Here is a 21,861-nt window from a genome sequence, read left to right on the forward strand (position 1 = left end):
CCTACTTCGTCAGGGCGTCGACGAGGGCGTCGACGTAGGCCTGCATCGAGCCGGGTCCGCCGAACATCCAGATGCCGTCGGGCAGTCGGTGCACCTCGCCGGCCTTGACGAACGGCAGGGACGTCCATACGGCGTTCTTCGCCAGGGCACCGGTGAAGGGGGTGCTGTTCTTGTCGCCGTCGCTGCCGATGTAGGCGAACCGGGTGTCCTTCGGCAGGGCGGTGAGGCCCTCGACGTCGGTGGTGCCGAGGCCGTAGCTCGCGTCGCCCTCGACGGTCCAGGTGTTCTTCAGGCCGAGCGCCTCGTTGACGCTGCCGATCAGCGAACCGGCGGTGTACGGGCGCACGGAGACCTGGTTGGAGGTGACGTACCCGTCGGCGAAGGCCAGTCCGGTGCCGTCGAGACCGGCGTCGGCGAGGGCCTTGCGGCCCTCGGCGACCTTGGTCTCCCAGGCGGTGCGGACCGTCTCGGCCTTGTCGGTGGTGCCGGTGGCCCGCGCGATGAGGTCGAGGTTGTCGAGCATCAGCCCGATCTGGTCGGCGGAGTCGGCGGACTTCACCTCCAGCACGGGGGCTATCTGGCGCAGTTGCTTCACGGCGGCGGGCGGCAGGTCGGTGGTGGCGAGGACGAGGTCGGGCGCGAGGGAGGCGATGGTGTCCATGCTCGGCTCGCCGCGGGTGCCGACGTCCTTCGGCTCGGTGGTCAGCGGGACGGCGGTGTCCCAGGTCTTGTAGCCCTTGACGTCGGCGACGCCGACGGGGTCGACGCCGAGGGTGAGGAGGCTCTCGGTGACGTTCCACTCGGTGGTGACGACCTTGGTGGCGGGGCCGTCGAGCGTGACCTTCGTACCGGTGGCGCCGGTGAGGGTGATCGCCTCGGAGGTCTTCTTCGCGTCGTCGGCGGCGGGCTCGGTGGTGCCGCAGGCTGCGAGGGTGAGCGCCGCGGCGGTGGTGGCCGCGGTGAGCAGGAGGCGTCTCATGAGGTGGTGCCGAGCCTTTCGCTGAGGGTGGGGCGGGTGTGGTGGCGGCCGATGGCGCGGGTGCGCAGCCGGCCGGTGAGCGGGTCGTGGTCGACCTCGATGCGGATGCCGTAGACGGCGGTGAGGCGTTGCGGCGTCAGGACGTCGGCGGGCGGGCCGTCGGCGACGACGCGGCCCGCGTCGAGCAGCGTGATCCGGTCGGCGACGGCCGCCGCCTGGTCGAGGTCGTGCAGGACGACGCCGACGGCGATGCCGTGCTCGTCCGCCAGGTCGCGGATCAGGTCGAGGAGTTCGACCTGGTAGCGCAGGTCGAGGTAGGTCGTGGGCTCGTCCAGGAGCAGTACGCCGGTCTCCTGCGCGAGGCAGCCGGCGAGCCACACCCGCTGCAGTTGTCCGCCGGAGAGGTGGTCGGCGCCGCGTCCGGCGAGGTCGGTGACGCCGGTCAGGGCGAGCGCCCGGTCGACCGCGGCGGCCGCGTCCGGGTCGGGCCGGCCGAAGCGTCCGCGGTACGGGTAGCGGCCGAACTCGACGATGTCGCGCACGGTCAGTCCGCTCGGTGTCGGGCGGCTCTGGGTCAGCAGGGCGACGTGGCGCGAGAACTGACGGGGTGTCAGGGCGAGTCCGTCGGTGTCGTCGTCGATCCGGATCGCGGCGTGCCGGGCCCGCTGCAACCGGGCGATCGTCCGCAGGAGCGTGGACTTCCCGCTCCCGTTGGGGCCGACCAGGGCGGTCACCTCACCGGGCCGCAGCCCGACCTCGGCCGCGTGGACGACGTCGACGCCGTCGTACGACACCGTGACGTCCGTCGCGGCCAGTTCGTGGCCGCGCAGGCGCGGGGTGCCGGCTTTTTCTCCACCAGATCTCACGTCGATAAGGTTAGCCTAACCTTATCGACTTGGATCACGCGGGGGCCGGGCCGCCCCGTCCGGCCGGCCAGGACGTCGGGTCCCACAGGCCCGAGCGCCGCAGGGACTGCGGGCAGTGCAGGTAGATCTCGTCGATCTCCAGCACCAGGGCGAGCGCGGGACGCCGGTCGTCCCGCCTCATGGCGTCGAAGAACGGGGCGTCGGTGAGGATGCGGGCCCGCCCGTTGACCCGCAGGACCTCCTTGCCGCCCGGGATCAGGTACAGCAGGCCGGCGTGCGGGTTGTCGAGGATGTTGTGGAAACTGTCGCCGCGCCGGTTGCCCGGCCGGTCGGGCAGGGCGAGCGTGCGCGCGTCGACGACATGGGTGAAGCCCGGGCCGTCGCCGCGCGGGGAGACGTCGCAGTTGCCGTCCGCGTCGGAGGTGGCCAGCAGACAGAAGGGCGAACGGGCCAGGATGTCCAGGTCCTGACCGGTGAGCCGGTCATGGACCTTCTCGATCACCACGGGCCAGGGCTCGCCCAGCACTTCGCGCAGCTCGGCCCGCGAGCCCAGCTCGACCCAGCCGTCCCCGACGGCTCCGTCCGGCCCGTCCACGGTGACGTCGATCGCGTACGGCAAGACGGACTCCCAGGGGGTGCGTGCGACAAGTGGTTGCACCTCGAACATTAACTCAAGTTAGGTTCGCCTTGCCTTACCTGCTCGGGGTGTGGCGTCGGCGGTGCCGGGCGCGGGGTCCGCGGCCGGCCGGGTGTGGACCGGGGACGGCTCGGGTAACCGGGCACGCATGTTCAAGCATCGACGCGTGCGCGTCACCTGTGTCCTGATGGTCGGCTGGGCCTTCTTCACCGTCGTGGAACGGCAGTCGGAGCGGGCCACGTGGTCGGAGTCGCTGCTGCACGCGCTGGTCTGGGCCCTCGCCGTGGCGGGCACCTGGTGGTTCGCCGAGATGACGCAGCTGGGGCCGCGGACCGCCCGTCCCGTCGCGTCCGCGTCGACGACGAACTCCTCGCGGAGGTCCGGGATCTCGGCGACCGGCCGACAGGCAGAGGACGACGACCGGCAGAGCGAGGGCCGGCGGGGCGGGGACGACGACCGGCAGGCGTGGGAGCCGGCGGCGGGGCGCGCGCAGGAGTGAACGTCCCTCGGCATGAAGGCGCCCGGCCGGGTCACACGATGCTCCGGCGGCACGACCGCCGCCCCAGTCCCCAGGGAGACACCATGCCGGTCAGGACCAGCCACGCGCTCACCGTCGCCGCGGCGGCGCTCGCCGGAAGCGGAGTGGCCGTCACCGCCCTCCTGTGGTGGAAGCGGCGCCCGTACACCGGCCGGGACCCGGTCCCCGTCCGTCCCCCGTCACCCGGCGATCCCCGCGCGATGTCGCCCGAGGACCTGCTGCACCGTCACTGGAGCACGCTGCGACCGCTGGACCTGACGCGGTAAGGCCCGCCCGGCGGGCGGCGCCGGTGTCGCGGGGGCCGGCACGCGCTCCCCCGGCGCCGCCGGTCGGCGAATCCCCGTTCCGGGCCCCGCCGGCGGGGTCCTCATCGCATCGACGCCCTCCTCCGCCGTGCAGCCGCACGCACCGGGCCCCGCCCACCCGACTCGCCGAACGCCGCCGGTCCCCTCCGGTCCGTCCCGTCGTACGGGCCCCGGTAGCGCGACCGGACGCACACCGCCCCGCTCCCGCTCGGCCCTCACCGGCCCGCCCGTGCGGCACCCGTGCCCCGGTCCGGCGAGGACGTGGGCGGGCGATTCCCGGGTATCCGCCCCACAGACCCGGACCTCCGCGTCCTGGACACGGCCGACCGGCCGGTCCCGCGGCCGGGTCGGTTCACACGGTGGAAGCGGTCCGCCGGCCGGCGGGAAGGACGGGCCATGGAGGCGTACGCACGACGGAGGGACGACGGTCCGCGTCCCCGCCCCCTGCCGGCCGGGCGGCGGGCCGCGTCCCGCACCGGTTCGCCCGTCGTCGTCCCCACGGCCCCGGCACGGCGGTCACCGCCCTCGTGGGGCTCCGCCCTGCGCCGCACCCCCGCGTCGATGTGGCGTGACGACGTGTCCGACTACGCGGCCGCACTCACCTACTACTCCATCCTGGCCGTCCTGCCCTCCCTGCTGGTCACCGTCATCGCCTTCAGCCTGGTCAGCCCCGCCACCGCGGGGGACTTCATCGCGCACGTGACGGCCTACGCCCCGGGGCAGTCCGGGAGCGAACTCCAGGGCGTCATGGTCCGGATGGCGCGGCGCAGCTCCGCGGCCTGGACGCTGCTGGCCGCCTGCACGGTGAGCGCCCTGTGGTCCGCCTCCAGCTACCTGGCCGTGTTCCGCCGGGCCCTGCACCGCATGCACCACGTCGCCGACCGCCGCTCGCCCCTGCGCAAGGCCCCCCGCATCGTCCTCACCGCTCTCGCCCTGCTGGCCCTGCTGCTCGTCAGTTCGCTGCTCCTGCTGCTCACCGGACCGGTCGCCGAGGCCGTCGGCGGTCTCCTCGGGCTCGACGAGGTGGCGGCACGGGCCTGGGCCCTGCTGCGCTGGCCCCTGCTGCTGGGGCTGGTCGCGCTCCTGGTCGTCGTCGTCTTCCACATGGGGCCGGCCCCGGCGCGCCGGCGCAGGCACAGCCTGCCCGGCGGCGCCCTGGCGGCGGGCCTGTGGCTCACGGTCTCCGCGGGTTTCGCGCTCTACGCCTCCGCCCTGAGCACCTACAGCAGGCTGTACGGCTCCCTCGCCGGCATCGTCGTCTTCCTGATCTGGCTGTGGCTGTCCAACCTCGCGCTGCTGGCCGGGGCCCAGTTCACGGCCGAGCTGAACAGGCAGGCGCCGCCCCGCCGGTGACGGCCGGCCGCGTCCGCCGGCGGCCCGGCCGGCCCCCGCCCGCCGCTCGTCAGCCGCGGCCGGCGGGCACCCCGCGGTGGCTCCGCACCACGTCGGCGTACACCTTCGCGCTCGGCTTGGGACGGCGCTCGAACGTCTCGCGGTCGACCTCGTGCAGGCCGAGCTGGGCGCCGTACCCGAAGATCCACTCGAAGTTGTCCATGAGCGTCCAGTGGCAGTAGCCGAGGACGGGCGTGCCGGCGGCGGTCTCGGCCGCGAGGGCCTCGATCGCGGCGGGGACGAACGCGGCGCGCTGGGTGTCGTCCGCGGTCTGGATGCCGTGCTCGGTGACGAGCACCGGTACGCCGGCCACCTCGTGGGCGTAGCGCACCGCCCCGGCGAGGGAGCCGGGCTCGATGACGGTGCCCATGCCGTTCAGCTCCCCGTCGGGCGTCACCTCGCCGTCGGGGCCGTGCACGATGCGCTCGTAGTTCTGCACGCCGATGAAGTCGTCGTCGCGCGCCTCGCGCAGCCAGTGGTCGTAGACGGCGGCGCGCTTGGCGTCCCGGCGCCGCTCGCCGCCGGGGACCGCGACCTCGTCGGCGATGGCGATGGAGACGCCGACCGGCAGGTCGCCGCGGCGCGCCCTGATCGCCTCGCGGGCGGCGCGGTGGGCGCGGGTGAACGCCTCCTGGAACTCCTCCTGCCGGTCGGCGGGGATGACGTTCGCGCTGGCGTAGCCGTCGCTTCCGGCCGCGCGGGCCGCCGCCGCGAGCATCCGCCTCTTGAGCTCCTCCGCCTCGGCCGGGAGTTTCGCGCCCGCCTGCAGCAGCTGTTCCAGATTGGGTTCGTTGAGGGTGACCGCGTAGGCGATCCGGTCGCCGAAGCGCGCCATGACGCGGTCGCACTGGTCGGCGAACCGGCCCGCGGCGTCGGCCCCGGTCCACGAGCCGTCCGCCGCGAACCAGTGCGGTGCGGTGAAGTGGCTGAACGTCACCAGGGGTGCCAGGCCGCGTGCGAGGCAGCCGTCGATCCTGCGCTCGTAGTGGTCGAGCGCCTCGGCGGAGACGACACCGCGCTCGGGTTCGACGCGTGCCCACTCGACGGAGAACCGGAAGGCGTCGAGTCCGAGCCCCGCCACCAGGTCGAGGTCGCTCTCCCAGTGCTCGTAGCCCCGGCAGGCCGGCCCGCTCGGCTCGCGGAAGAGCGAGGGGGTGGTGTGCTCCAGGAACCAGGTGTCGCTCGCGCGGTTGTCGCCCTCGTTCTGGTGTCCCGCGGTGGCGACGCCCCACAGGAAGCCGTCGGGCAGGCGGTTGTGCGTCATGGGTGCTCCTCGGGTGATCCGGCGAACCGGAAGGTGAAGGGGGCAGGGCCCCGGCGGTCGGGGCGCGGCCGTGGTGGTCAGGGCGCGACCGTGGTGAGCGGGACGCGGAAGGAGTGCCGGCCCGGGCCGGCCTCGGTGGGCGGCCCGCCGGGCAGATCGACCAGCGCGGTGGCACCGGGTGGCACGAGGAGGTCGACGAGCAGCGTGCCGCCCTCGACGCGCCAGCCGGTCTCGGCCCGGCCGTACGGCGTCTCGTGCGCGGCGTGCGCCCAGGTGAGGCCGCCGCCGGGGCGGGGCCGGACCAGGAGCCGGCGGTAGCCCGGCTCGGCGGGTGCCAGGCCGGCGACGGTGCGGTGGAGCCAGTCGGCGACGGCTCCGAACGCGTAGTGGTTGAAGGAGGTCATCTCGCCGGGGTTGACCCGGCCGTCGGGGAGCATGCTGTCCCAGCGTTCCCAGACAGTGGTGGCGCCCATGTCGACCTGGTGGAGCCAGGACGGGCAGGAACGCTGGGTCAGCAGCCGGTAGGCGGTGTCCACGTGTCCGGTGTCGGTCAGCGCGTCGCACACCAGCGGGGTGCCGAGGAACCCGGTGCCGATGCGGTGTCCGCCCCCGGCGACCAGGGCGGCCAGCCGGCGCCCGGCCTCGGCGCGTTCGGCGGGGTCCTCGATCAGCCGGAAGCACAGGGCGAGGGCGTACGCGGTCTGGGTCTCCTCCGTCAGCCGGCCGCCCCCGCCGTGGAAGCGGCCGAGGAAGGCGTCGCGGACCGAGTCGGCCAGCGCGAGGTAGCGCCCGGCGTCGTCGTCCTCCCCCAGCAGCCGGGCCGTCCGGGCCAGCAGGCGCGCGGAGTGCGCGAAATAGGCGGTGGCGACCAGGGAGGAGGAGGTCATCGCCCGGCCGGGGTCGTCCGCGGGCGCGGCCGGGTCCAGCCAGTCGCCGAACTGGAAGCCCTCGCCCCAGATCCGGCCGGGTCCGGCGATCCGGTCGACGGCGTCGACCCAGCCCCGCATCGAGGGGTACTGCTCGCGCAGCACCTCGACGTCGCCGTAGCGCTCGTACAGCACCCAGGGGACGATGACGGCCGCGTCGCACCAGCCGGCCATCGGCGGGTTGCCGGGCGGGATCGGCACCGGCGTGATCACCGGGATCGCGGGGCTGAACACCGGCGGTACGCCGTGCGCGTCGTCGCCCTGGTCGGCGGCGAGGTCGCGCAGCCAGGAGCGCAGGAAGTCGCGGACGTCGTGGAGGAAGGCCGCGGTGGGGGCGAAGACCTGGACGTCGCCGGTCCAGCCGAGCCGCTCGTCGCGCTGCGGGCAGTCGGTGGGCACGTCGAGGAAGTTGCCGCGCATCCCCCAGACGACGTTCTCGTGCAGCCGCTCCAGGGAGGCGTCCGAGCACGAGAACCACCCGGTGCGGCGCAGGTCGCTGTGCAGGACGACGGCGGTGACGTCGGCCGGGTCCGGCTCGCCCGGCCAGCCGTCGATCTCGACGTGGCGGAAGCCGTGGAAGGTGAAGCGCGGCTCCCACACCTCGCCCTCCGGATCCCCGCACAGGGTGTAGCGGTCGGTGGCGGTGGCGTGCCGCAGCGGGCGCGTGCACAGCTCGCCGTCCTCGAGGACCTCGGCGTGGCGGAGGGTGATCGTGCGGCCGGCCTCGCCCCGGACGCGGATGCGCAGGCGTCCGACGAGGTTCTGGCCGAAGTCGACGAGGGTGCGGCCGGCGGGTGAGGTGGTGACGGCGACCGGGGCGAGCGACTCGATGCGGCGCACCGGCGGGCTGTCCGCCGGGAAGAGCACGCCGGTGTCGAACTCCAGGAGCCGTACGGCTTCCCACGCCGAGTCGTCGAAGCCGGTCTCGCTGAAGCCGGCCTGTGCGCGGCGGGCGTCGTACTCCTCGCCCTCGTACAGTCCGGCGGCGAGCACGGGGCCCGGACTCCAGCGCCAGTGGTCGCCGGTGGCGACGGTCTCGGTGGTGCCGTCGGCGTACTCGATGCGCAGCTCGGCGAGCAGGCCCGTGTCGGTGCCGTAGATGTCGCGGGTGCCGCCGTTGAAGCCGAGCAGGCCCCGGTACCAGCCGTCGGCCAGCTGGGCGCCCCAGGCGTTGGCGCCCTCGCGGACCAGGTGCGTGACGTCGAATTCCTGGTAGCGGTGGCGGTGGCGGTAGCTGGTCCAGCCGGGGGCCAGGACGTGGTCGCCCACCACGGTGCCGTTGAGCTGCAGTTCGTACACGCCGAGCGCGGTCACGGAGAGCCGGGCCGCGGCGGGCGCCGCGCGCAGGGTGAACTCGGCGCGCAGCAGGGCGGCGGGGCGGGCCCCGGTGACGGAGGGGTCCGCCTGTCGGCGGGGAGCGATGACGCGGGCGGTCCGGAAGTGGCGCATGTCGGGTCCTCGGCGCGGTGGGCGCGGGTGGTGCCTGGGGCGGGTGGGGTCGTCGGCGGGTGCGGTCGTCGGGCGGGGGGAGGGAGGCAGGGTCGATCATGCGCCCCAAAACCTAGTGAACGCTAGGCCTTGACTTGCGTGACGTGGATCACGCGCCCGACCGGGACGCGTTCGCTCTGTCGAGTTCATGACAAAGTAGGGCTCCGTGCGGCGCCCGGCCGACCGGAGCCGTACGGCCCGCCGCCGGGGTCCGGCTCCCTACAGCCCCTGCCCGTCGACGGATATGGAGCGCATGAGGCGGTCGAGGTGCGCGCGCATGACCGCGATGAGGTCGAAGGAGCGGCCACCGGCGAGCCACTGCTGGCGCAGGCCCGCGTCGAGGGCCGCGCACTCGCGGGCGATGCCGCCGTGGTCGATGTCCGGCAGGAGTTCCCCGCTCCGGCTGCCGGCCTCCAGCCGCTCGGCGAGCTCCCGCACGCCCTTCTCCTGCCAATGGGTGAAGAAGTCGTGGGCGGGGTGGTCGGGGGCGGTCGCCTCGGCGGCGACCACGACGGCGAGCTCCACCATGCCGGGCATGGTGAGCCGCTGGGCGGTGTCCTCCAGGTGACAGCGGAAGGCGTCGCGCACCGATCCCGAGACCCGCTGCCACCGGGTGTCCATGCGGTCGTGCCAGTGCTCGACGACCGCCAGCAGGAGTTGCTGCTTGTCACGGAAGTGGTGGAGCAGGCCGGCGTCGGTGATCTCGGCGTCCCGGGCGACACGGGCGAGCGAGGTCTTGCGGTAGCCGTCCTGCCCGAAGCGCAGCAGTGCCGCTTCGAGGATCTGGGTACGCCGGGCCCTGCCTGCCGTGTAGCCGCCGCGCGGCCCCCTGGGTGTCGCCATGCCAGAACCGTACCGGGGTGGTGCGCGGCGACGGCGACGGACCGGAAGCGGGGTGTCCGCCTGTGACGTGGGTCACTCGACGGAAACCTAGCGACCACTAGGCGTTCGGGTCATCATCGACGTCACGCGCCGACGGATCGCCGGGCCGTCATCTCCCGGTCACCGGCGCGTAACGGCGGGCCCGTCCATCCGTGCGCCCCGCACCGCCCCCCCACATCTCCTCTCACTCCCTTCGGCACCTCCGTGAAAGGAGGGCATGGCGTGACACCGACGTCACCAAGCCCCTCACTCGACAGCGCACCTCCTGTCGAGACGAGCGAACGATGGAATCCCCGCCTGGTCGCGGTGCTGATCGCCCTCGCGTGGCCCACCCAGTTGCTGGCCGCGGGCGGAATCCTCGGTGCCAACGCCACCGCGAGCGTCGCCCAGAGTTTCCACACCACGCAGGTCGCGTGGTTCGGCCTGACGCTCACCCTGGCGAGTGTCCTGCTCACGCCGTTCGCCATCAAACTGGGCGACCTGTACGGCAGGAAGCGCGTCATGCTCGCCATGATGGCGCTGGGCACCGGCGGCGAGGCCCTGGCCGCACTGGCCGGAGACTTCTGGCTGGTGCTGGTCGGCCGGGCCGTCGCCGGTTTCTACGGTCCGTTCGGTGCCCTCTCCTTCGCTGCGGTGCGGGACGTCTTCCCGAAGAAGCTGGTCAAGCCGGCCAGCGGCATCATGGGCAGCAGCGTCGGACTGGTGGCCCTGGGCACACCGTTCCTGGCGGGCCGGCTCGTCGACGGCTGGGGATACCGCGGCGCCCTGTGGTTCCTCGCCGCCGCCACCGCCGTCGCCTTCCTGCTGGTCGCGTTCCTGGTGCCGGAGACACCCCGGCACGCCTTCGACACGGGCTTCGACTGGCTCGGCGGCCTGGTCCTCGGCGGCGGTCTGACCGCCGTGGTCTACGCCGTCGGGCAGGGGCAGAGCTGGGGCTGGGCGGACGGCAGGACCCTGGGCTGGCTCGCCGCCGGGGCCGCCGCGCTGGTCGCCTTCCTGTTCGTCGAGCGGGCCAGCGCGCACCCGATCCTGGACCTGGAGGTCCTCCGGCGACGCCCCGTGGCTCTCGCCCTCACGGCGGGCGGTCTCGCCCAGACCGTCGCGTTCACGATGCCGGGCCTCGCCATCCTGCTCGCGCTCTTCCCGCACATCCCCGGCGTCTCCGCCGGCCTCGGCTGGACGGCACAGCACAACGCCGTGGTCAGCGTGAGCTGGAACCTGGTGATGTTCGGCACCGGCCTCCTCGTCAGCCGCTTCCTGCGCCGCCTGGACCCTCGCAAGGTCTGGATCGCCGGCCTGGCGGTCATGGCGCTGGGCTACGCGCTCGTCGGCTTCCTCCACGGCGACGAGACGGAACTGATCCTGACGTCGTGCGTCGCCAACATCGGTTCCGGCATCGTGGTGGCGACCGCTCCGGTGCTCGTCGTCGGCGTCGTCTCACGCGACGAACAGGGGCTGGGCAGCGGCATGCTCAACATGCTCGTCAGCCTGTTCGGCGCGATCGTCACCGCCGGCGCCTACGCCCTCCTCAACGCGCACAGCACCGTGGTCGACGGCACCGCCTTCTACCAGGACGCCGGCTACGCCTGGGTCTTCTGGCTCGGCGCCCTCGTCACCCTGTCGGCCCTGGCCCTCTCCCTGTTCATCCCCCGGCTGCGGGATCCGGAGAGCGACGACGCGCTCCCCGGCTGAGCGCGACGGCGCGCCCGCCGGCGGCCCCCGCGACGCACCGGACCTGCTCCGCCCCCGCGAGACGCGGGGGTGGAGCAGGTCCGGTGTCGGGAGCGGGGACCGGTCCGGCCCGTGCCGGTGCCGCGTCGGGCACCGGGGGCGGGCCGGACCGCTCGCCTACTGGGCGTAGGTCTCGAACTCGGCGACCTTCGGCGTGCCCGTCGAACCGGTGATCTCGAAGGTGACCTTGCTCAGTGAGGTCCGCGGGAAGGTGATGGACCCCGCGCCGCTGCCCGAGGTGAGCACGGCGCCGGTGTCACCGTTGAGCACCTTCCAGGCGCCGATGACACCCGTCGCCCCCGCCGCCTCCCGGACGTTGATCCTGGAGACGGACGTGGCGGAGCCCCACTTGATCGAGATGGCGCCGGTCGAGGCGGCGGGCGACCAGTACGTGCTCATGTCGCCGTCCCGCACGTTGCCGTAACTCGTGCCACCGGCCTTGCTGGAGCCGTCCGACCCGGCCCCGATGCTCAGGTTGGTCCCGCTGGGCTGGCTCGGTCCCGAGGTGGGGCTGGAGGACGGGGTCGGCGTCGCCGACGTGGGCGGGGCGGTCGGGCTCGACGTGGGCGACTGCACCGAGCAGCTGCCGTTCGACACCTGGAGGCCCTTGCCCGCCCCGGCCGTGCGGCTCACCACGTCCGGCACGCACGCGGCGGCGTCGAGCGTGTAGGCGTAAGGAATGCTGACCGTGGTGTTGGACTGCGGGTCGGGCCCGGCGGGCTTGTTCTCGGTGCCGGGGCTCGACCAGGTCACGTTGTCGAAGACGTTGCCGCTGACCTGCCAGTAGCCGGCCGCGTCCGTGTAGAAGGTGCCCAGGACGTCCTTGGAGTCCTCGAAGTAGTTGTTGTCCACCTTGGCGCGCGCCCCGGCACGGGAGTTGATGCCGGACTCGTTCAGGCTCACGTAGTGGTTGTTGTAGATGTGGGCCGTTCCGCCGCGCAGCAGGGGCGTGCGGGAGTCGATGTTCTGGTAGAGGTTGTGGTGGAAGGTGACGAACCCGTTCGACAGGTCGCTCTCGCTGGAGCCGATCAGACCGCCGCGCCCGGAGTTGCGCAGGACGCTGTACGACAGCGTCACGTACTTGGTGTCGTCCTTCATGTCGAAGAGGCCGTCGTAGCCTTCCGACTCCCCGCCCGACGCCTCCAGGTTCGCGTGATCGACCCAGACGTTGCGCACGCCGCTCTCCATGCCGATGGCGTCACCGCCGTTGGAGGTGGGCGAGCCCGACTTCTTCACGTTCTTGATCGTCACGTTCTGGATGATGATGTTGCTGGATTCACGGATGTGGATGCCCAGTTGGTCGAAGACGGCTCCGCCGCCGACGCCGACGATCGTGACGTTGCTGATCTGCTTCAGCTCGATCACCCCGGCGGCGGTGTTGCAGCTGCTGCCCGACACCTTGGCCGTGTTGCCGTGGTTGATGGTCCCCTCGACCTCGATGGTGATCGGGGTGCTGCTGCTGGCCCTGGCGCACAGGGCCGCGTGGATCGCGGTTCCCGTGGTGGCCCGCACCGTCTGACCGCCGGCTCCGCCCGTGGTACCGCCGTTCTGGGTCGCGTAACCGGTCGCGGCACCGGTCGCCGCGGAGGCCTCCGGCATCGACAGCACGACACCGACCCCGGCCGCGAGGGCCATCGCGGCCGATGCTGCGGAGAGTCGCAGGGCGACTTTTCTTTGCATGGATGTCTCCTGATTCTTCGTTCTGCCCGGCCTCGCATTGCTGCCGCACACGGCGAAAGCTTGTCCGTGGACCGTCAATCAAGGCCGGCGAGGAGAGCAGGGGGAACAGTCGCATGCCGGCTCGTCATGACGTGCACCTTTCGTTCGACGGCACGTCGGCGTCGCGGGACACCTGATGCCGGGTCACTGGCGGCTCGTGCACAAGTCGCGGCGTCCACCGCGACGGTCGGCCCTTCCCGGAACGGTCCCGGCTCCGAGAAAGCGCTTTCCGTGCGGCGACGATAGGGGTCCCGCAGCGAGGTGGCAAGGGTTTGAGAGGGGCGGGTACGGAGAGCGGGAATCACCCGCCGCCCCTTTCCGTTTCCGGGCCCGCAGCACCCCCACCCTGGCTGCGATGTTGCTTCCGCGAAGGCACTCCCCTGCCCGCCCGGCCCTTTCCGCCGCAACCGGGCTCCCCAGGCGGCATGACGCCCACCCTCACTTCGCGTTCCCATACGTGAACTGGAGTGATGTACGTGATCAGCGGGGGAGTCCGGGCGGCACCACCATGAAGGCCTCGCCGTCCCCGCCGAGGCCGGGGCGATCGCCACGGCCGCGGCAGCCCTCACCTCCGGGGCGGCACCGGCCGGGCGCCCCCGCACCGCCTCGACCGACGCGAGCGTCCACCGGACCGCGGGCGAGGGCGTCACGGGCGGCGCCGGCCAGGCGGCCAGTGGTCAGCCGGCCAGTGGATCAGCCGGCCGGGCGGCCAGTGGGTCGGCGAGGCAGTCGGCCAGGGCACGGCAGGCGGATCCGGCAGGTCGGCCGAACGGCCGGGTGGTCACGGTCGGAGGCGACCGGCCGGCCGAGGCGTCACAGACGGAGCCGGTCGGTCGGCCGGGGCGCGGGCGGAGCCGGCCGGGTGGTCACGGTGGGCGCCGGCCGGTCGGCAGGTCGGCCAGGGGCGCGGTCGGAACCGGCAGGTCGGCCAGGGGGCGCGGACCGGGCCGGCCGGTCAGGGTGCAGCGGTCCGGGTCAGCCGTTCGGCGAGCGTGGCCGCGAACTCCTCGGCGCGCGCCAGCTGGACGCGCAGATCCTCGACCCGCCGCCGGGCGGCCTGTTCGAAGCCGCGGACGCGCGTCCGCAGTTCGTCCCGCTCCGCGGGCGACAGTTCGCCGCCCGCGTCCAGACGGTCCGTCGCGTCGAGCAGGCCGCGCATCTCGTCGAGGGTGAAGCCGAGGGGCTTCATCCGGCGGACGACCATGAGGCGGGCGACGTCCGCCTCGGTGTAGAGGCGGAAACCGCCCTGGGAGCGGGCGGAGGGGACGACGAGGCCGGCGTCCTCGTAGTGCCGGATGGTGCGCAACGACAGCTCGGTCCGTGCGGCGACCTCGCCGATCTGCATGTGCTCGCTGCTCACGCGGGAGCCCTTCTCGTCTCTGGCGGCGAGCGCCGGACACCGGCGCCGATCCCTACCCTAACGTTAGGGTAGAGTTGCTCCGGCCCGGGGGCGGCTCCGCGCCGTGCTTTTCCCGGTGCGGGCCCGTCGTCCCGCGCAGTCCGCCGTGTCGGGGCCGACGAAGCCCCCGGCGAGGTCCGCCGTCCGCAGGAGAGAGCGTGCGCATGTCCGTGACGACCGGCGTCACCCCCTTCCCGCCGTGAGCCCGAGCCGCCGGGCGGTCTCCGCCGTCCCCGCGGCTCTCCTGCGAACCGCTCCGCGGATCCCGCCCCGCCCTCCCGGATTCCCCGCGGGCCGGACCGGCCGCCCGCGCGCTCCGGGTCCGCACGCCTCCCATGTCCCCATGCCTTCTCCGCGCGCCCGCCGTGAGGCCGGGTGCGCCCGAGCACGACAGGTCTGCCTTCCCTTGCCCTCCTCCGCACCGTCCCCCCTGTCCCCGGCCGCGTGGCTGCGCGGCTCCCGGCGTCCTTCCTGGCTGTCCGATCCGAAGGTGCTGCGCACCGAGGTACTGGCCGGTCTCGTGGTCGCCCTGGCCCTGATCCCGGAGGCGATCTCCTTCTCGATCATCGCCGGTGTCGACCCGGCCATCGGTCTGTTCGCCTCGTTCACGATGGCCGTGACCATCGCCGTGGTCGGCGGCCGGCCCGCGATGATCTCCGCGGCCACCGGCGCGGTGGCCCTGGTCATCGCCCCGTTGAACCGCGAGCACGGCTTCGGCCACCTGGTCGCGGCCGTCATCCTGGCCGGCGTCTTCCAGATCGCGCTGGGCGCGCTCGGGGTGGCGAAGCTGATGCGCTTCGTGCCGCGCAGCGTGATGGTCGGCTTCGTCAACTCCCTGGCCGTCCTGATCTTCATGGCACAGGTTCCGGAGATGACGGACGTGCCCTGGCCGGTCTATCCGCTGATCGCCGCCGGACTGGCCCTCCTGGTGTTCTTCCCCAAGGTCACCACGGTGGTCCCGGCCCCGCTGGTCTCCATCGCCGTCCTCACGGTCGTCACCGTCGCGGCGGGGATCGCGGTGCCGACCGTCGGCGACAAGGGGGACCTTCCCTCCGCGCTGCCGGTGCCCGGCCTGCCGGACGTTCCGTTCACGCTGGACACCCTGACCACCATCGCCCCGTACTCGCTCGCCATGGCCCTGGTCGGGCTGATGGAGTCGCTGATGACCGCCAAACTGGTCGACGACATCACCGACACCCGCTCGTCCAAGACCCGTGAGTCGGTCGGGCAGGGCGTGGCCAACATCGTCACCGGCTTCTTCGGCGGCATGGGCGGCTGCGCCATGATCGGTCAGACGATGATCAACGTACGGGTGTCCGGTGCCCGTACCCGCCTGTCGACGTTCCTGGCGGGCGCCTTCCTGATGGTGCTGTGCATCGTCTTCGGCCCGGTCGTCTCGGACATCCCCATGGCCGCGCTCGTCGCCGTGATGGTCATGGTGTCGGTGGCCACGTTCGACTGGCACTCCGTCGCGCCGAAGACGCTCAGGCGAATGCCGGCCGGGGAGATCACCGTCATGGTGGTCACCGTCGTCTGCGTGGTCGCCACCCACAACCTCGCCATCGGTGTCGTCGTCGGCTCGGTCACGGCGATGGTCGTCTTCGCCAAACGCGTCGCCCACTTCACCGAGGTCAGCGTGGTCACCGACCCCGACGGCTCGACCGTCGTCCACCGGGTCACCGGTGAGCTGTTCTTCGCCTCCTCCAACGAGCTCGTCGACCGCTTCGACTACGCCACCGAAGCCGACCGCGTCGTCATCGACCTGTCCGCCGCCCACATCTGGGACGCCTCCTCCGTCGCCGCCCTGGACGCCGTCGAGCACAAGTACGCCCAGCGCGGCAAGACCGTCGAGATCACCGGTCTCAACGAGCCCAGCGCCCGCATCCACGAAACGCTCAGCGGCGAACTCACGGGCAGCGGCTGACCGGGAGCCGCGGTCGCGCGGCGTCCCGCCCGCCGCGCGACCGTCGCACCTCCCCGCGCGGACGAACGGCCCTCAGGTGCGGGCGAGTTCGGCCGCGCCGAAGGACACGTCGAAGCGGTCGCACCAGATGCTGACGCTACGGTAGTCCGACGGGTCCACGTCGGCGGGAAGGACGTAGTTCTGGCTCCCCCTGTTGCCCTTGAGCCGGCCGAGGCCGACGTGGTCTCCGTCGTCGAAGACGTGCCATCCGGCGCTGCCCCGCCGCACCGGCGCGTCGGTCAGCCAGACGCGCAGGTCCGGCCCGTTGCTGGTGTCCAGGTTCTCCAGCCGGACGACGTGGGAGCCGTCGGCCGGCCGTACGAGCTTCACCGTGCCCGAGGTCGCGTGCTCGTGGCTGATCAACTCACCACTCGCCACTGTGTGCGGACCGGTGGCCGGGACGGACTGCCCGAAGGGCTCGTCCGAGAGGGCTGCCGCGGGAGCCGACGCCGGAGGGGCCGAAATGCGCACGGCTCCGGGGAGCGCCTCCTGGACGAACTCGTCCTGCCGCAGCTTCCACGGCTGGAACCAGGAGAAGCCGAACCCGGCGCCCGTCACCGCCACTACCAGCACCGCGATGACCGACGGTCCGGTCAGCACCCTGCGCACACGCCCCGTCTCCGCCCCGATCCTCAGGAGTTCACTTCATCGTCCGTCCGTTCAACGGGCGCGGACGGCCGTCACGCGCTCCGTGACCGATGACGGAATCCTTACGTCGCGCCGGTCGCGCCGTGCGAGCGGCGGCAACGCGCTGCGACCGGGGGCTGACCGCGGGAAGGCCGCGCTCCGTAGTATCACTTCGACACAACGCCGTACGGGTCGTGGGTCGGCGGCCCGCGACGACCTGCCGGGTCCTATCAAGGAGCGTGAGCGTCATGTCGGAGACCACCGCACAGACAAACGGGGTGACCAGCCAGTATGTGGCGCAGGTCGCCGGTGACCTGGAGCGCAACCTCAAGGAGCAGGACCGCGTCGCCGGTGAGATCGCCTCGCTGCAGGAGCAGTTGGCCTCCCTGGAGAAGGACCGCACGGTGCTGCTGAACGTGCAGCAGGCCCTCGGTGTGGAGCCCGCTTCCACCGCGCCCACGGCCGGGAAGGCCGCCGTCGAGGAGACCACGACCGGCAAGGCCGGGGTCGGGAAGGCCGCGGTGGAGAAGGCGACGGCGGTGCCCGCTCCCCGGAAGAAGGCCCCGACCGGCGCCTCCCGCCGGGTGAAGGCCGCCAAGCCCGCGGCGGCAGCCGCCAAGCCCGCGGTCAAGAAGGCGGCCGCCCGCGAGGCGGCCCCGAAGACGGCCCCGAAGACGGATCAGCCCTCGCTCGTCTCCCTGGTCCGCGAGCACCTCGCCGGGCAGAGCGAGCCGCGCTCCGCGGCCGAGGTCGCCCAGTCGCTGGGTAAGCAGCACCCCGAACGGGGCATCAAGACCACCGTCGTGCGCACCACCCTCGAAGGGCTGGTGGCCAAGAACCACGCCCAGCGCAGCAAGCAGGGCACGTCCGTCTTCTACACCTCTCCGGAGGCGCCCGCCGCCCCGGCCACGGGCACGCAGGAGGCACCACGGGAGGGGCGGTCCGCGTAGGACGGGACCGGCGGCTCTCCCTGCCCCCACCCGCGTGGTCCACGAGGTCGCCGCGTCCGCCGCGCGGCGACCCGGACCGCCCGGTCCCGGGGACGGGCCCGGCCGCGTGCGCCGCCGGTGGATCGCGACGGGACCCCGGAACAGGCCGACCGGTGCGCCGCGGTCGGCGAGGCGTCCCCGGACCGGCGCCGGGCACCTGGGCCGCCGGCCGGACGGCTCGCCGTGGCCGCAGGCTCGCGTCCCCGCCGGCCCGGGCGGCGAGCCCACGCCGCCGCCCCGCTCCCCAGCCCGCCCGCCTCCCGGATCACCCGTGGCCCGTCACCTGTCACCTGTCACCGAGCCCGATCCGATCATCGCGCCACGACGCGCACGAGACGTAGGCTGTGCTCGGCACGGACACGGTGGGGGCGTACATGCGGGTGGAAGAAGCACGGAGTTGGGGGTCGGCCCTCGATTCGGTCGTGGTGTACGCGCAGGGCGCGCTCTGCCGCCGGCTGGCCCGCGGCAGCGTCCCGCCGGACGGGCGGGTGCGGGTGACGGGGCTGCCCCGCTCGCTGGATCCCGGCTCGCTGCGGGCGCGGGTCCTCGGCACTCCCGGCGTGCGCGTCGTCGAGGCCAGGGTGGAGGTCGGGGCCGAGCCGCGGGACGCGGGCGCCCCCGACGCGTTGCGGCGCGAGGTGGAGCGGCTGAGCGAGGCGTACGCGGCGGCACAGGGGCGCCGGGACCGGCAGCTGACCCTGATCCGGGAAGTCGCGGCCCTGCACCCGGTCCCGCCGGCCCGCAGGCGCGACGACCCGCATCGCCGTACCCCGGTCGACGCGTGGCTGGAACTCGGCGACTTCGTCGAGCGACGGCTGACCGCCCTGCACGCCCGCCTCACCGAACTCGACGAGGCGCTGCGCCTTGCCGGGCACGACCTCGCCGTCACCACGGACCGGCTGGCCCGCGCCTCCACCGACGTACCGCCGACGCACGTGGCGACCACGGTCTGCGCGGTCCTCACCCTCGTCGGCGCCACCGGTGACGCGGAAGCGGAACTGGAACTGGAGTACGGGGTGCCGGGCGCCGTCTGGGTGCCGGCCTACCGTCTCGGCCACCGCCGGGGCGAGGACAGCGGCCGTCTGGTGCTGCGCGCCTCGGTCGCCCAGCGCACCGGCGAGGACTGGACGGGCGTACGGGTCGCCCTGTCCACCGCCGACCTGCGGCGCCGCACCGGTCTGCCGAGGCTCGACTCGATCCGGATCGGACGCCGTCAGCCCGCCCCCGCCCCCTCGGGCTGGCGCGAGCCCCCGGCCGGGCTCGCCGACCTGTTCACCGGGTACGACGCCCCGGGCCCGCGTCCGGCCACGGCCGCCGCACCCAGGAATTCGGGGGCGGCGCACACGGCCGGCGCGGCCGGATCCGCTCTCCCGCCCACTCCCCCGGTCGCCCCGCCCCCGCCCGCGCCCTCCTACGGCGGGCCACCGCCCCTGCCCGCGGGGCCCGGCGGGCCGCCCGCCGCCGCTCCGACGCCCTTCGGCGGCCCGGTGCCCGACCTCGCGCAACCGTCCACGGCACAGCCGGCCATGGCGCGTCCGGGCGGCGGGCCGCGCGGCGCCGCCCGGGCCTTCGCCGCTCCCGCAGCCAAGGCACCCCCGGCTCCGGGGCGGCCCGCGCCCCCGCCGCCGCCCGCCCCGGCGGTCGGTCCGCCGCAGCCGAGCGGCACCGAACTCGACTACGCGGCCCTGGTGTTGTGCGGCCCCGACGAGCAGGGCGACCGCCGGGGCCGGCTGTTCCCCGACTCCTCCTTCGACCCGGTGGCGGTCGAGCACCGCCGCCGCGCCGAGGCGGTGGCCGCGCTGCCGCTGCCCGGACACGCCGTGCGGCCCCGCGAGTCGGCGGGCTCGTTCGACCACCGCTTCGACGCCGCCGCCCGCGCCGACATCCCCTCCGACGGCACCTGGCACACCGTCACCGTCGGCGAGATCCCGGTCGGCCTGCGCACCGAGTACCTGTGCGTACCGTCGGTGGAGCCGACCGTGTACGCCACCCTCGTGCTCTCCAACGCCACCGACCAGGCCCTGCTGGCCGGCCCGGTGGAGGTCACCGTCGACGACGACTTCCTGCTGACCGCCGCACTTCCCACCCTCGCGCCCGGCGGTGTGCGCCGGGTGGGACTCGGGCCGGCCGAGGGGGTGCGGGTCACCCGCCGCACGAACCTGCGCGAGTCGACGGCGGGGCTGCGCAACAACATCACCGTGCTCGACCACCGCGTGCACGTGGAACTGGCCAACGGGCTCTCCGGGCCCGTGACCGTCGAGGTGCGCGAGCCGGTGCCGGTGACCTCCGACCCGGACGTCCGGATCGAGGAGCGGGCGGACTGGACGGCCCCCGAGGACGGCGTCGGGTCCGACCGGCACGCACCGGCCACCCGCGTCTGGCGGGTGACGCTGCCCGCCGGCGGCACCACCGCTCTCGACGGCGGCTACGAGATCCGCATCCCGGCCGGCAAGACCCTCGTCGGCGGCAACCGCAGGAGCTGACCCACCCATGTCCACAACCCCGAAGCCGATCGCCCTCCCCGTCACCGCCGTCACCTGCCTGGAGGACCGCGCCCACGTCGAACGCTCCGCCGTGCTCGACCTGCCGGCCGGTGTCCGGCGGCTGCGGCTCGGACCGGTCAGCGCGCTGGCCGTCGACCGCACCCTGCACGCCGAACTGACCGCCGGGCACGACGCGACTGTGCTCGACGTGCGGATCGTCCGCGTTTGGACGCCGCGCGGGCCGCTGCCGTCCGCCGACGACGACTCCGCCCTCCGCCGGCACGTGCACGCCCTGGAGGAGGAACGGCTCGCCGTCGAGCAGCGCCGGGACCGGCTGCGGTCCCGCCTCGACCTGCTCGGCCGCCTCGCCGCCGACCTGCTGCGGGAGATCGGCGAGGGCGCCGGCCACGGGGAGACCGAGGGGCCGCGCTGGAGTCGGGAGCTGGACCGGGTGGACGCCGAGCGCGACGCCTGCGGTGAGCGACTGCGCGCCGCGGAGGCCCGGCTGACCGCCCTGGCCGCCGAACTCGGGGAGGTCCGGCGGGCCGTGGACCTCGCGGAGGCGGAAACCGCCGAGCTGGTCGGGTACGTCGAGCTGACCGTGGAGACCGGCGCCGCCGGCCCGGTGGGGCTGCGCCTGACCCACCTCACCCCGTGCGCACTGTGGCGGCCCGCCTACCGGGCCGTGCTCGACGGCGACTCCCTCACGCTGGAGACCGACGCGATGGTCTGGCAGCGCACCGGCGAGGACTGGTCGGACGTACGGCTGACGTTGTCGACGGCCCGGTCCGCGTCGGCCTCCGAGCCGCCGAGCCTGCGGGAGGACCGGCTGACGCTGACGGACCGCACCCCGGCGGAGCGCCGTGCGGTCGACGTCGAACTGCGCGAGCAGCGGATCGGTGACCTCGGCCCGGCTCCCGTGCTCGGCCTGCCGGGGGTCGCCGACGGTGGCGAGACACGCGTGCTCGACGCCCCCGCGCCGGTCTCGGTGCCCGCGGACGGCCGTGCCCACCGTGTGCCCGTGTCCTCCTTCACCACGGCGGCGCGGAGCGAGTACGCCTGCGCGCCCGAGCTGTCCCCCCTGGTCACCCGCGTCGCACGGTTCGACAACCGCTCCGGCCACGCCCTGCTCGCCGGGCCCGTGGACCTGGTCCGCGACAGCGGGTTCACCGGCCGCGGCACCCTGGACTTCACGGCTCCGGGCGCCCCCGTCGAGCTGGCCTTCGGAAGCTGCGACGACTACCGCGTGGTCCGGTACGCCGAGGAGTCCCAGGCCTCTCCCGGCCTGACCCAGCGGACCGTGACCACCCGCACCGTCCGGCTGCACCTCTCCCGTTTCTCCGCCCCCGCCGAACGGGCCGGGCAACGCGTCGCCGTGCGGGAGCGCGTCCCCGTCTCCGAGGTCTCGGCGGTGGAGGTGCGCCTGTGCGAGGAAGCCTGCTCCCCCGTGCCCGACACGGTCGACGCGGAGGGCATCGCCCGCTGGGACGTCGTCCTGCCTCCCGGCGGGCGGCGCACGATCACCCTGGTGTACGAGCTGTCGGCGAGCGCGAAGGTCACGGGGCTGTAGGCCGGGCGCACGCCCGGCCGGCCACCGGACCCGTGCCGCCGTCGGTACGGGTCCGGTCGCTCCGGCCCGGGTGAGGCCGCCGCCCCGGGCAGCGCCCACCTTG

The 21,861-nt window shown here is 73.9% G+C and carries 17 protein-coding genes; 8 read left to right on the plus strand and 9 right to left on the minus strand.

From position 1 onward, the window contains the following. Position 1: 1 nt before the first annotated feature. From ACZ5FU_RS25500 to ACZ5FU_RS25510, 3 genes are read right to left on the minus strand one after another with little or no spacing between them, the layout of a single operon-like run. A complete protein-coding gene (locus tag ACZ5FU_RS25500) occupies positions 2 to 979 on the minus strand; it encodes an ABC transporter substrate-binding protein (protein WP_451782020.1) in 978 nt (325 codons plus the stop codon). Continuing rightward, the gene (locus ACZ5FU_RS25505; RefSeq protein WP_468646445.1) at positions 976 to 1,845 is read right to left on the minus strand and encodes an ABC transporter ATP-binding protein; all 870 of its coding nucleotides are present in this window, start codon (positions 1,843 to 1,845) and stop codon (positions 976 to 978) included. Before ACZ5FU_RS25505 ends, ACZ5FU_RS25500 begins: the two co-directional genes overlap by 4 nt. A gap of 34 nt (positions 1,846 to 1,879) precedes the next feature. Beyond that, positions 1,880 to 2,512 (minus strand): MSMEG_1061 family FMN-dependent PPOX-type flavoprotein, encoded by a 633-nt coding sequence (locus ACZ5FU_RS25510; protein ID WP_469046703.1) that lies wholly within the window; start codon positions 2,510 to 2,512, stop codon positions 1,880 to 1,882. A gap of 118 nt (positions 2,513 to 2,630) precedes the next feature. On the opposite strand from ACZ5FU_RS25510, the gene ACZ5FU_RS25515 reads away from it, so the two are divergent. From ACZ5FU_RS25515 to ACZ5FU_RS25525, 3 genes are all read left to right on the plus strand, one after another. After that, a complete protein-coding gene (locus ACZ5FU_RS25515) occupies positions 2,631 to 2,981 on the plus strand; it encodes a hypothetical protein (protein WP_451531359.1) in 351 nt (116 codons plus the stop codon). A gap of 83 nt (positions 2,982 to 3,064) precedes the next feature. Continuing rightward, positions 3,065 to 3,286 carry a hypothetical protein gene (locus ACZ5FU_RS25520; RefSeq protein ID WP_451531358.1) on the plus strand — a complete coding sequence of 74 codons (222 nt, stop codon included), beginning with the start codon at positions 3,065 to 3,067 and terminating at the stop codon, positions 3,284 to 3,286. A gap of 600 nt (positions 3,287 to 3,886) precedes the next feature. Further along, positions 3,887 to 4,678, plus strand: a complete 792-nt coding sequence (locus tag ACZ5FU_RS25525; protein ID WP_451531364.1) for a YihY/virulence factor BrkB family protein — start codon at positions 3,887 to 3,889, stop codon at positions 4,676 to 4,678. Between the two features lie 49 nt (positions 4,679 to 4,727). Here the strand turns inward: ACZ5FU_RS25525 and ACZ5FU_RS25530 are convergent, their stop codons facing one another. The 3 genes from ACZ5FU_RS25530 to ACZ5FU_RS25540 all read right to left on the minus strand — a co-directional run bounded on the left by ACZ5FU_RS25530 (position 4,728) and on the right by ACZ5FU_RS25540 (position 9,238). Then, positions 4,728 to 5,981, minus strand: a complete 1,254-nt coding sequence (locus tag ACZ5FU_RS25530) for a family 1 glycosylhydrolase (protein ID WP_451531357.1) — start codon at positions 5,979 to 5,981, stop codon at positions 4,728 to 4,730. 77 nt (positions 5,982 to 6,058) lie between these two features. Then, positions 6,059 to 8,356, minus strand: coding sequence for a family 78 glycoside hydrolase catalytic domain (locus ACZ5FU_RS25535; protein ID WP_469046704.1), 2,298 nt, complete (start codon positions 8,354 to 8,356; stop codon positions 6,059 to 6,061). A gap of 258 nt (positions 8,357 to 8,614) precedes the next feature. Then, positions 8,615 to 9,238 carry a TetR/AcrR family transcriptional regulator gene (locus tag ACZ5FU_RS25540; protein ID WP_469046705.1) on the minus strand — a complete coding sequence of 208 codons (624 nt, stop codon included), beginning with the start codon at positions 9,236 to 9,238 and terminating at the stop codon, positions 8,615 to 8,617. 261 nt (positions 9,239 to 9,499) lie between these two features. Between ACZ5FU_RS25540 and ACZ5FU_RS25545 the strand changes: the two genes are divergently transcribed. Next, on the plus strand, positions 9,500 to 10,969 hold the full coding sequence (locus ACZ5FU_RS25545) for an MFS transporter (RefSeq protein WP_469046706.1): 1,470 nt from the start codon (positions 9,500 to 9,502) through the stop codon (positions 10,967 to 10,969). A gap of 156 nt (positions 10,970 to 11,125) precedes the next feature. Here the strand turns inward: ACZ5FU_RS25545 and ACZ5FU_RS25550 are convergent, their stop codons facing one another. Both ACZ5FU_RS25550 and ACZ5FU_RS25555 read right to left on the minus strand, forming a co-directional pair. Further along, entirely contained in the window at positions 11,126 to 12,688 is a 1,563-nt protein-coding gene (locus ACZ5FU_RS25550; RefSeq protein ID WP_469046707.1) for a pectate lyase family protein, read from the minus strand. A 994-nt stretch (positions 12,689 to 13,682) separates the two neighbouring features. Next, the gene (locus ACZ5FU_RS25555; protein WP_451531194.1) at positions 13,683 to 14,087 is read right to left on the minus strand and encodes a MerR family transcriptional regulator; all 405 of its coding nucleotides are present in this window, start codon (positions 14,085 to 14,087) and stop codon (positions 13,683 to 13,685) included. A gap of 445 nt (positions 14,088 to 14,532) precedes the next feature. Between ACZ5FU_RS25555 and ACZ5FU_RS25560 the strand changes: the two genes are divergently transcribed. After that, complete coding sequence (locus ACZ5FU_RS25560; protein ID WP_451531195.1) at positions 14,533 to 16,050, plus strand: SulP family inorganic anion transporter; 1,518 nt, start codon at positions 14,533 to 14,535, stop codon at positions 16,048 to 16,050. A gap of 72 nt (positions 16,051 to 16,122) precedes the next feature. Here ACZ5FU_RS25560 and ACZ5FU_RS25565 read toward each other — a convergent pair whose 3' ends face one another. Then, positions 16,123 to 16,698, minus strand: coding sequence for a DM13 domain-containing protein (locus ACZ5FU_RS25565; RefSeq protein WP_469046710.1), 576 nt, complete (start codon positions 16,696 to 16,698; stop codon positions 16,123 to 16,125). Positions 16,699 to 16,964: 266 nt separating this feature from the next. Here ACZ5FU_RS25565 and ACZ5FU_RS25570 point away from each other — a divergent pair, with 266 nt between their 5' ends. The 3 genes from ACZ5FU_RS25570 (at position 16,965) to ACZ5FU_RS25580 (ending at position 21,758) form a co-directional block, all read left to right on the plus strand. Then, positions 16,965 to 17,666 (plus strand): hypothetical protein, encoded by a 702-nt coding sequence (locus tag ACZ5FU_RS25570; protein WP_451531197.1) that lies wholly within the window; start codon positions 16,965 to 16,967, stop codon positions 17,664 to 17,666. A 413-nt stretch (positions 17,667 to 18,079) separates the two neighbouring features. Continuing rightward, complete coding sequence (locus tag ACZ5FU_RS25575) at positions 18,080 to 20,188, plus strand: DUF4139 domain-containing protein (protein WP_469046725.1); 2,109 nt, start codon at positions 18,080 to 18,082, stop codon at positions 20,186 to 20,188. Positions 20,189 to 20,195: 7 nt separating this feature from the next. Then, the gene (locus tag ACZ5FU_RS25580) at positions 20,196 to 21,758 is read left to right on the plus strand and encodes a DUF4139 domain-containing protein (RefSeq protein WP_469046712.1); all 1,563 of its coding nucleotides are present in this window, start codon (positions 20,196 to 20,198) and stop codon (positions 21,756 to 21,758) included. Positions 21,759 to 21,861 lie beyond the last annotated feature (103 nt).

It is taken from the genome of Streptomyces sp. NPDC031554 (assembly GCF_055580685.1).

What these genes read in the sequence shown, in the direction of transcription:
- ACZ5FU_RS25500 (WP_451782020.1), bottom strand. Translation starts at nt 979, where the DNA reads ATGAGACGCCTCCTGCTCACCGCGGCCACCACCGCCGCGGCGCTCACC.
- ACZ5FU_RS25510 (WP_469046703.1), bottom strand. Translation starts at nt 2,512, where the DNA reads ATGTTCGAGGTGCAACCACTTGTCGCACGCACCCCCTGGGAGTCCGTC.
- ACZ5FU_RS25515 (WP_451531359.1), top strand. Translation starts at nt 2,631, where the DNA reads ATGTTCAAGCATCGACGCGTGCGCGTCACCTGTGTCCTGATGGTCGGC.
- ACZ5FU_RS25520 (WP_451531358.1), top strand. Translation starts at nt 3,065, where the DNA reads ATGCCGGTCAGGACCAGCCACGCGCTCACCGTCGCCGCGGCGGCGCTC.
- ACZ5FU_RS25525 (WP_451531364.1), top strand. Translation starts at nt 3,887, where the DNA reads ATGTGGCGTGACGACGTGTCCGACTACGCGGCCGCACTCACCTACTAC.
- ACZ5FU_RS25530 (WP_451531357.1), bottom strand. Translation starts at nt 5,981, where the DNA reads ATGACGCACAACCGCCTGCCCGACGGCTTCCTGTGGGGCGTCGCCACC.
- ACZ5FU_RS25535 (WP_469046704.1), bottom strand. Translation starts at nt 8,356, where the DNA reads ATGCGCCACTTCCGGACCGCCCGCGTCATCGCTCCCCGCCGACAGGCG.
- ACZ5FU_RS25540 (WP_469046705.1), bottom strand. Translation starts at nt 9,238, where the DNA reads ATGGCGACACCCAGGGGGCCGCGCGGCGGCTACACGGCAGGCAGGGCC.
- ACZ5FU_RS25550 (WP_469046707.1), bottom strand. Translation starts at nt 12,688, where the DNA reads ATGCAAAGAAAAGTCGCCCTGCGACTCTCCGCAGCATCGGCCGCGATG.
- ACZ5FU_RS25570 (WP_451531197.1), top strand. Translation starts at nt 16,965, where the DNA reads ATGTCGGAGACCACCGCACAGACAAACGGGGTGACCAGCCAGTATGTG.
- ACZ5FU_RS25575 (WP_469046725.1), top strand. Translation starts at nt 18,080, where the DNA reads ATGCGGGTGGAAGAAGCACGGAGTTGGGGGTCGGCCCTCGATTCGGTC.
- ACZ5FU_RS25580 (WP_469046712.1), top strand. Translation starts at nt 20,196, where the DNA reads ATGTCCACAACCCCGAAGCCGATCGCCCTCCCCGTCACCGCCGTCACC.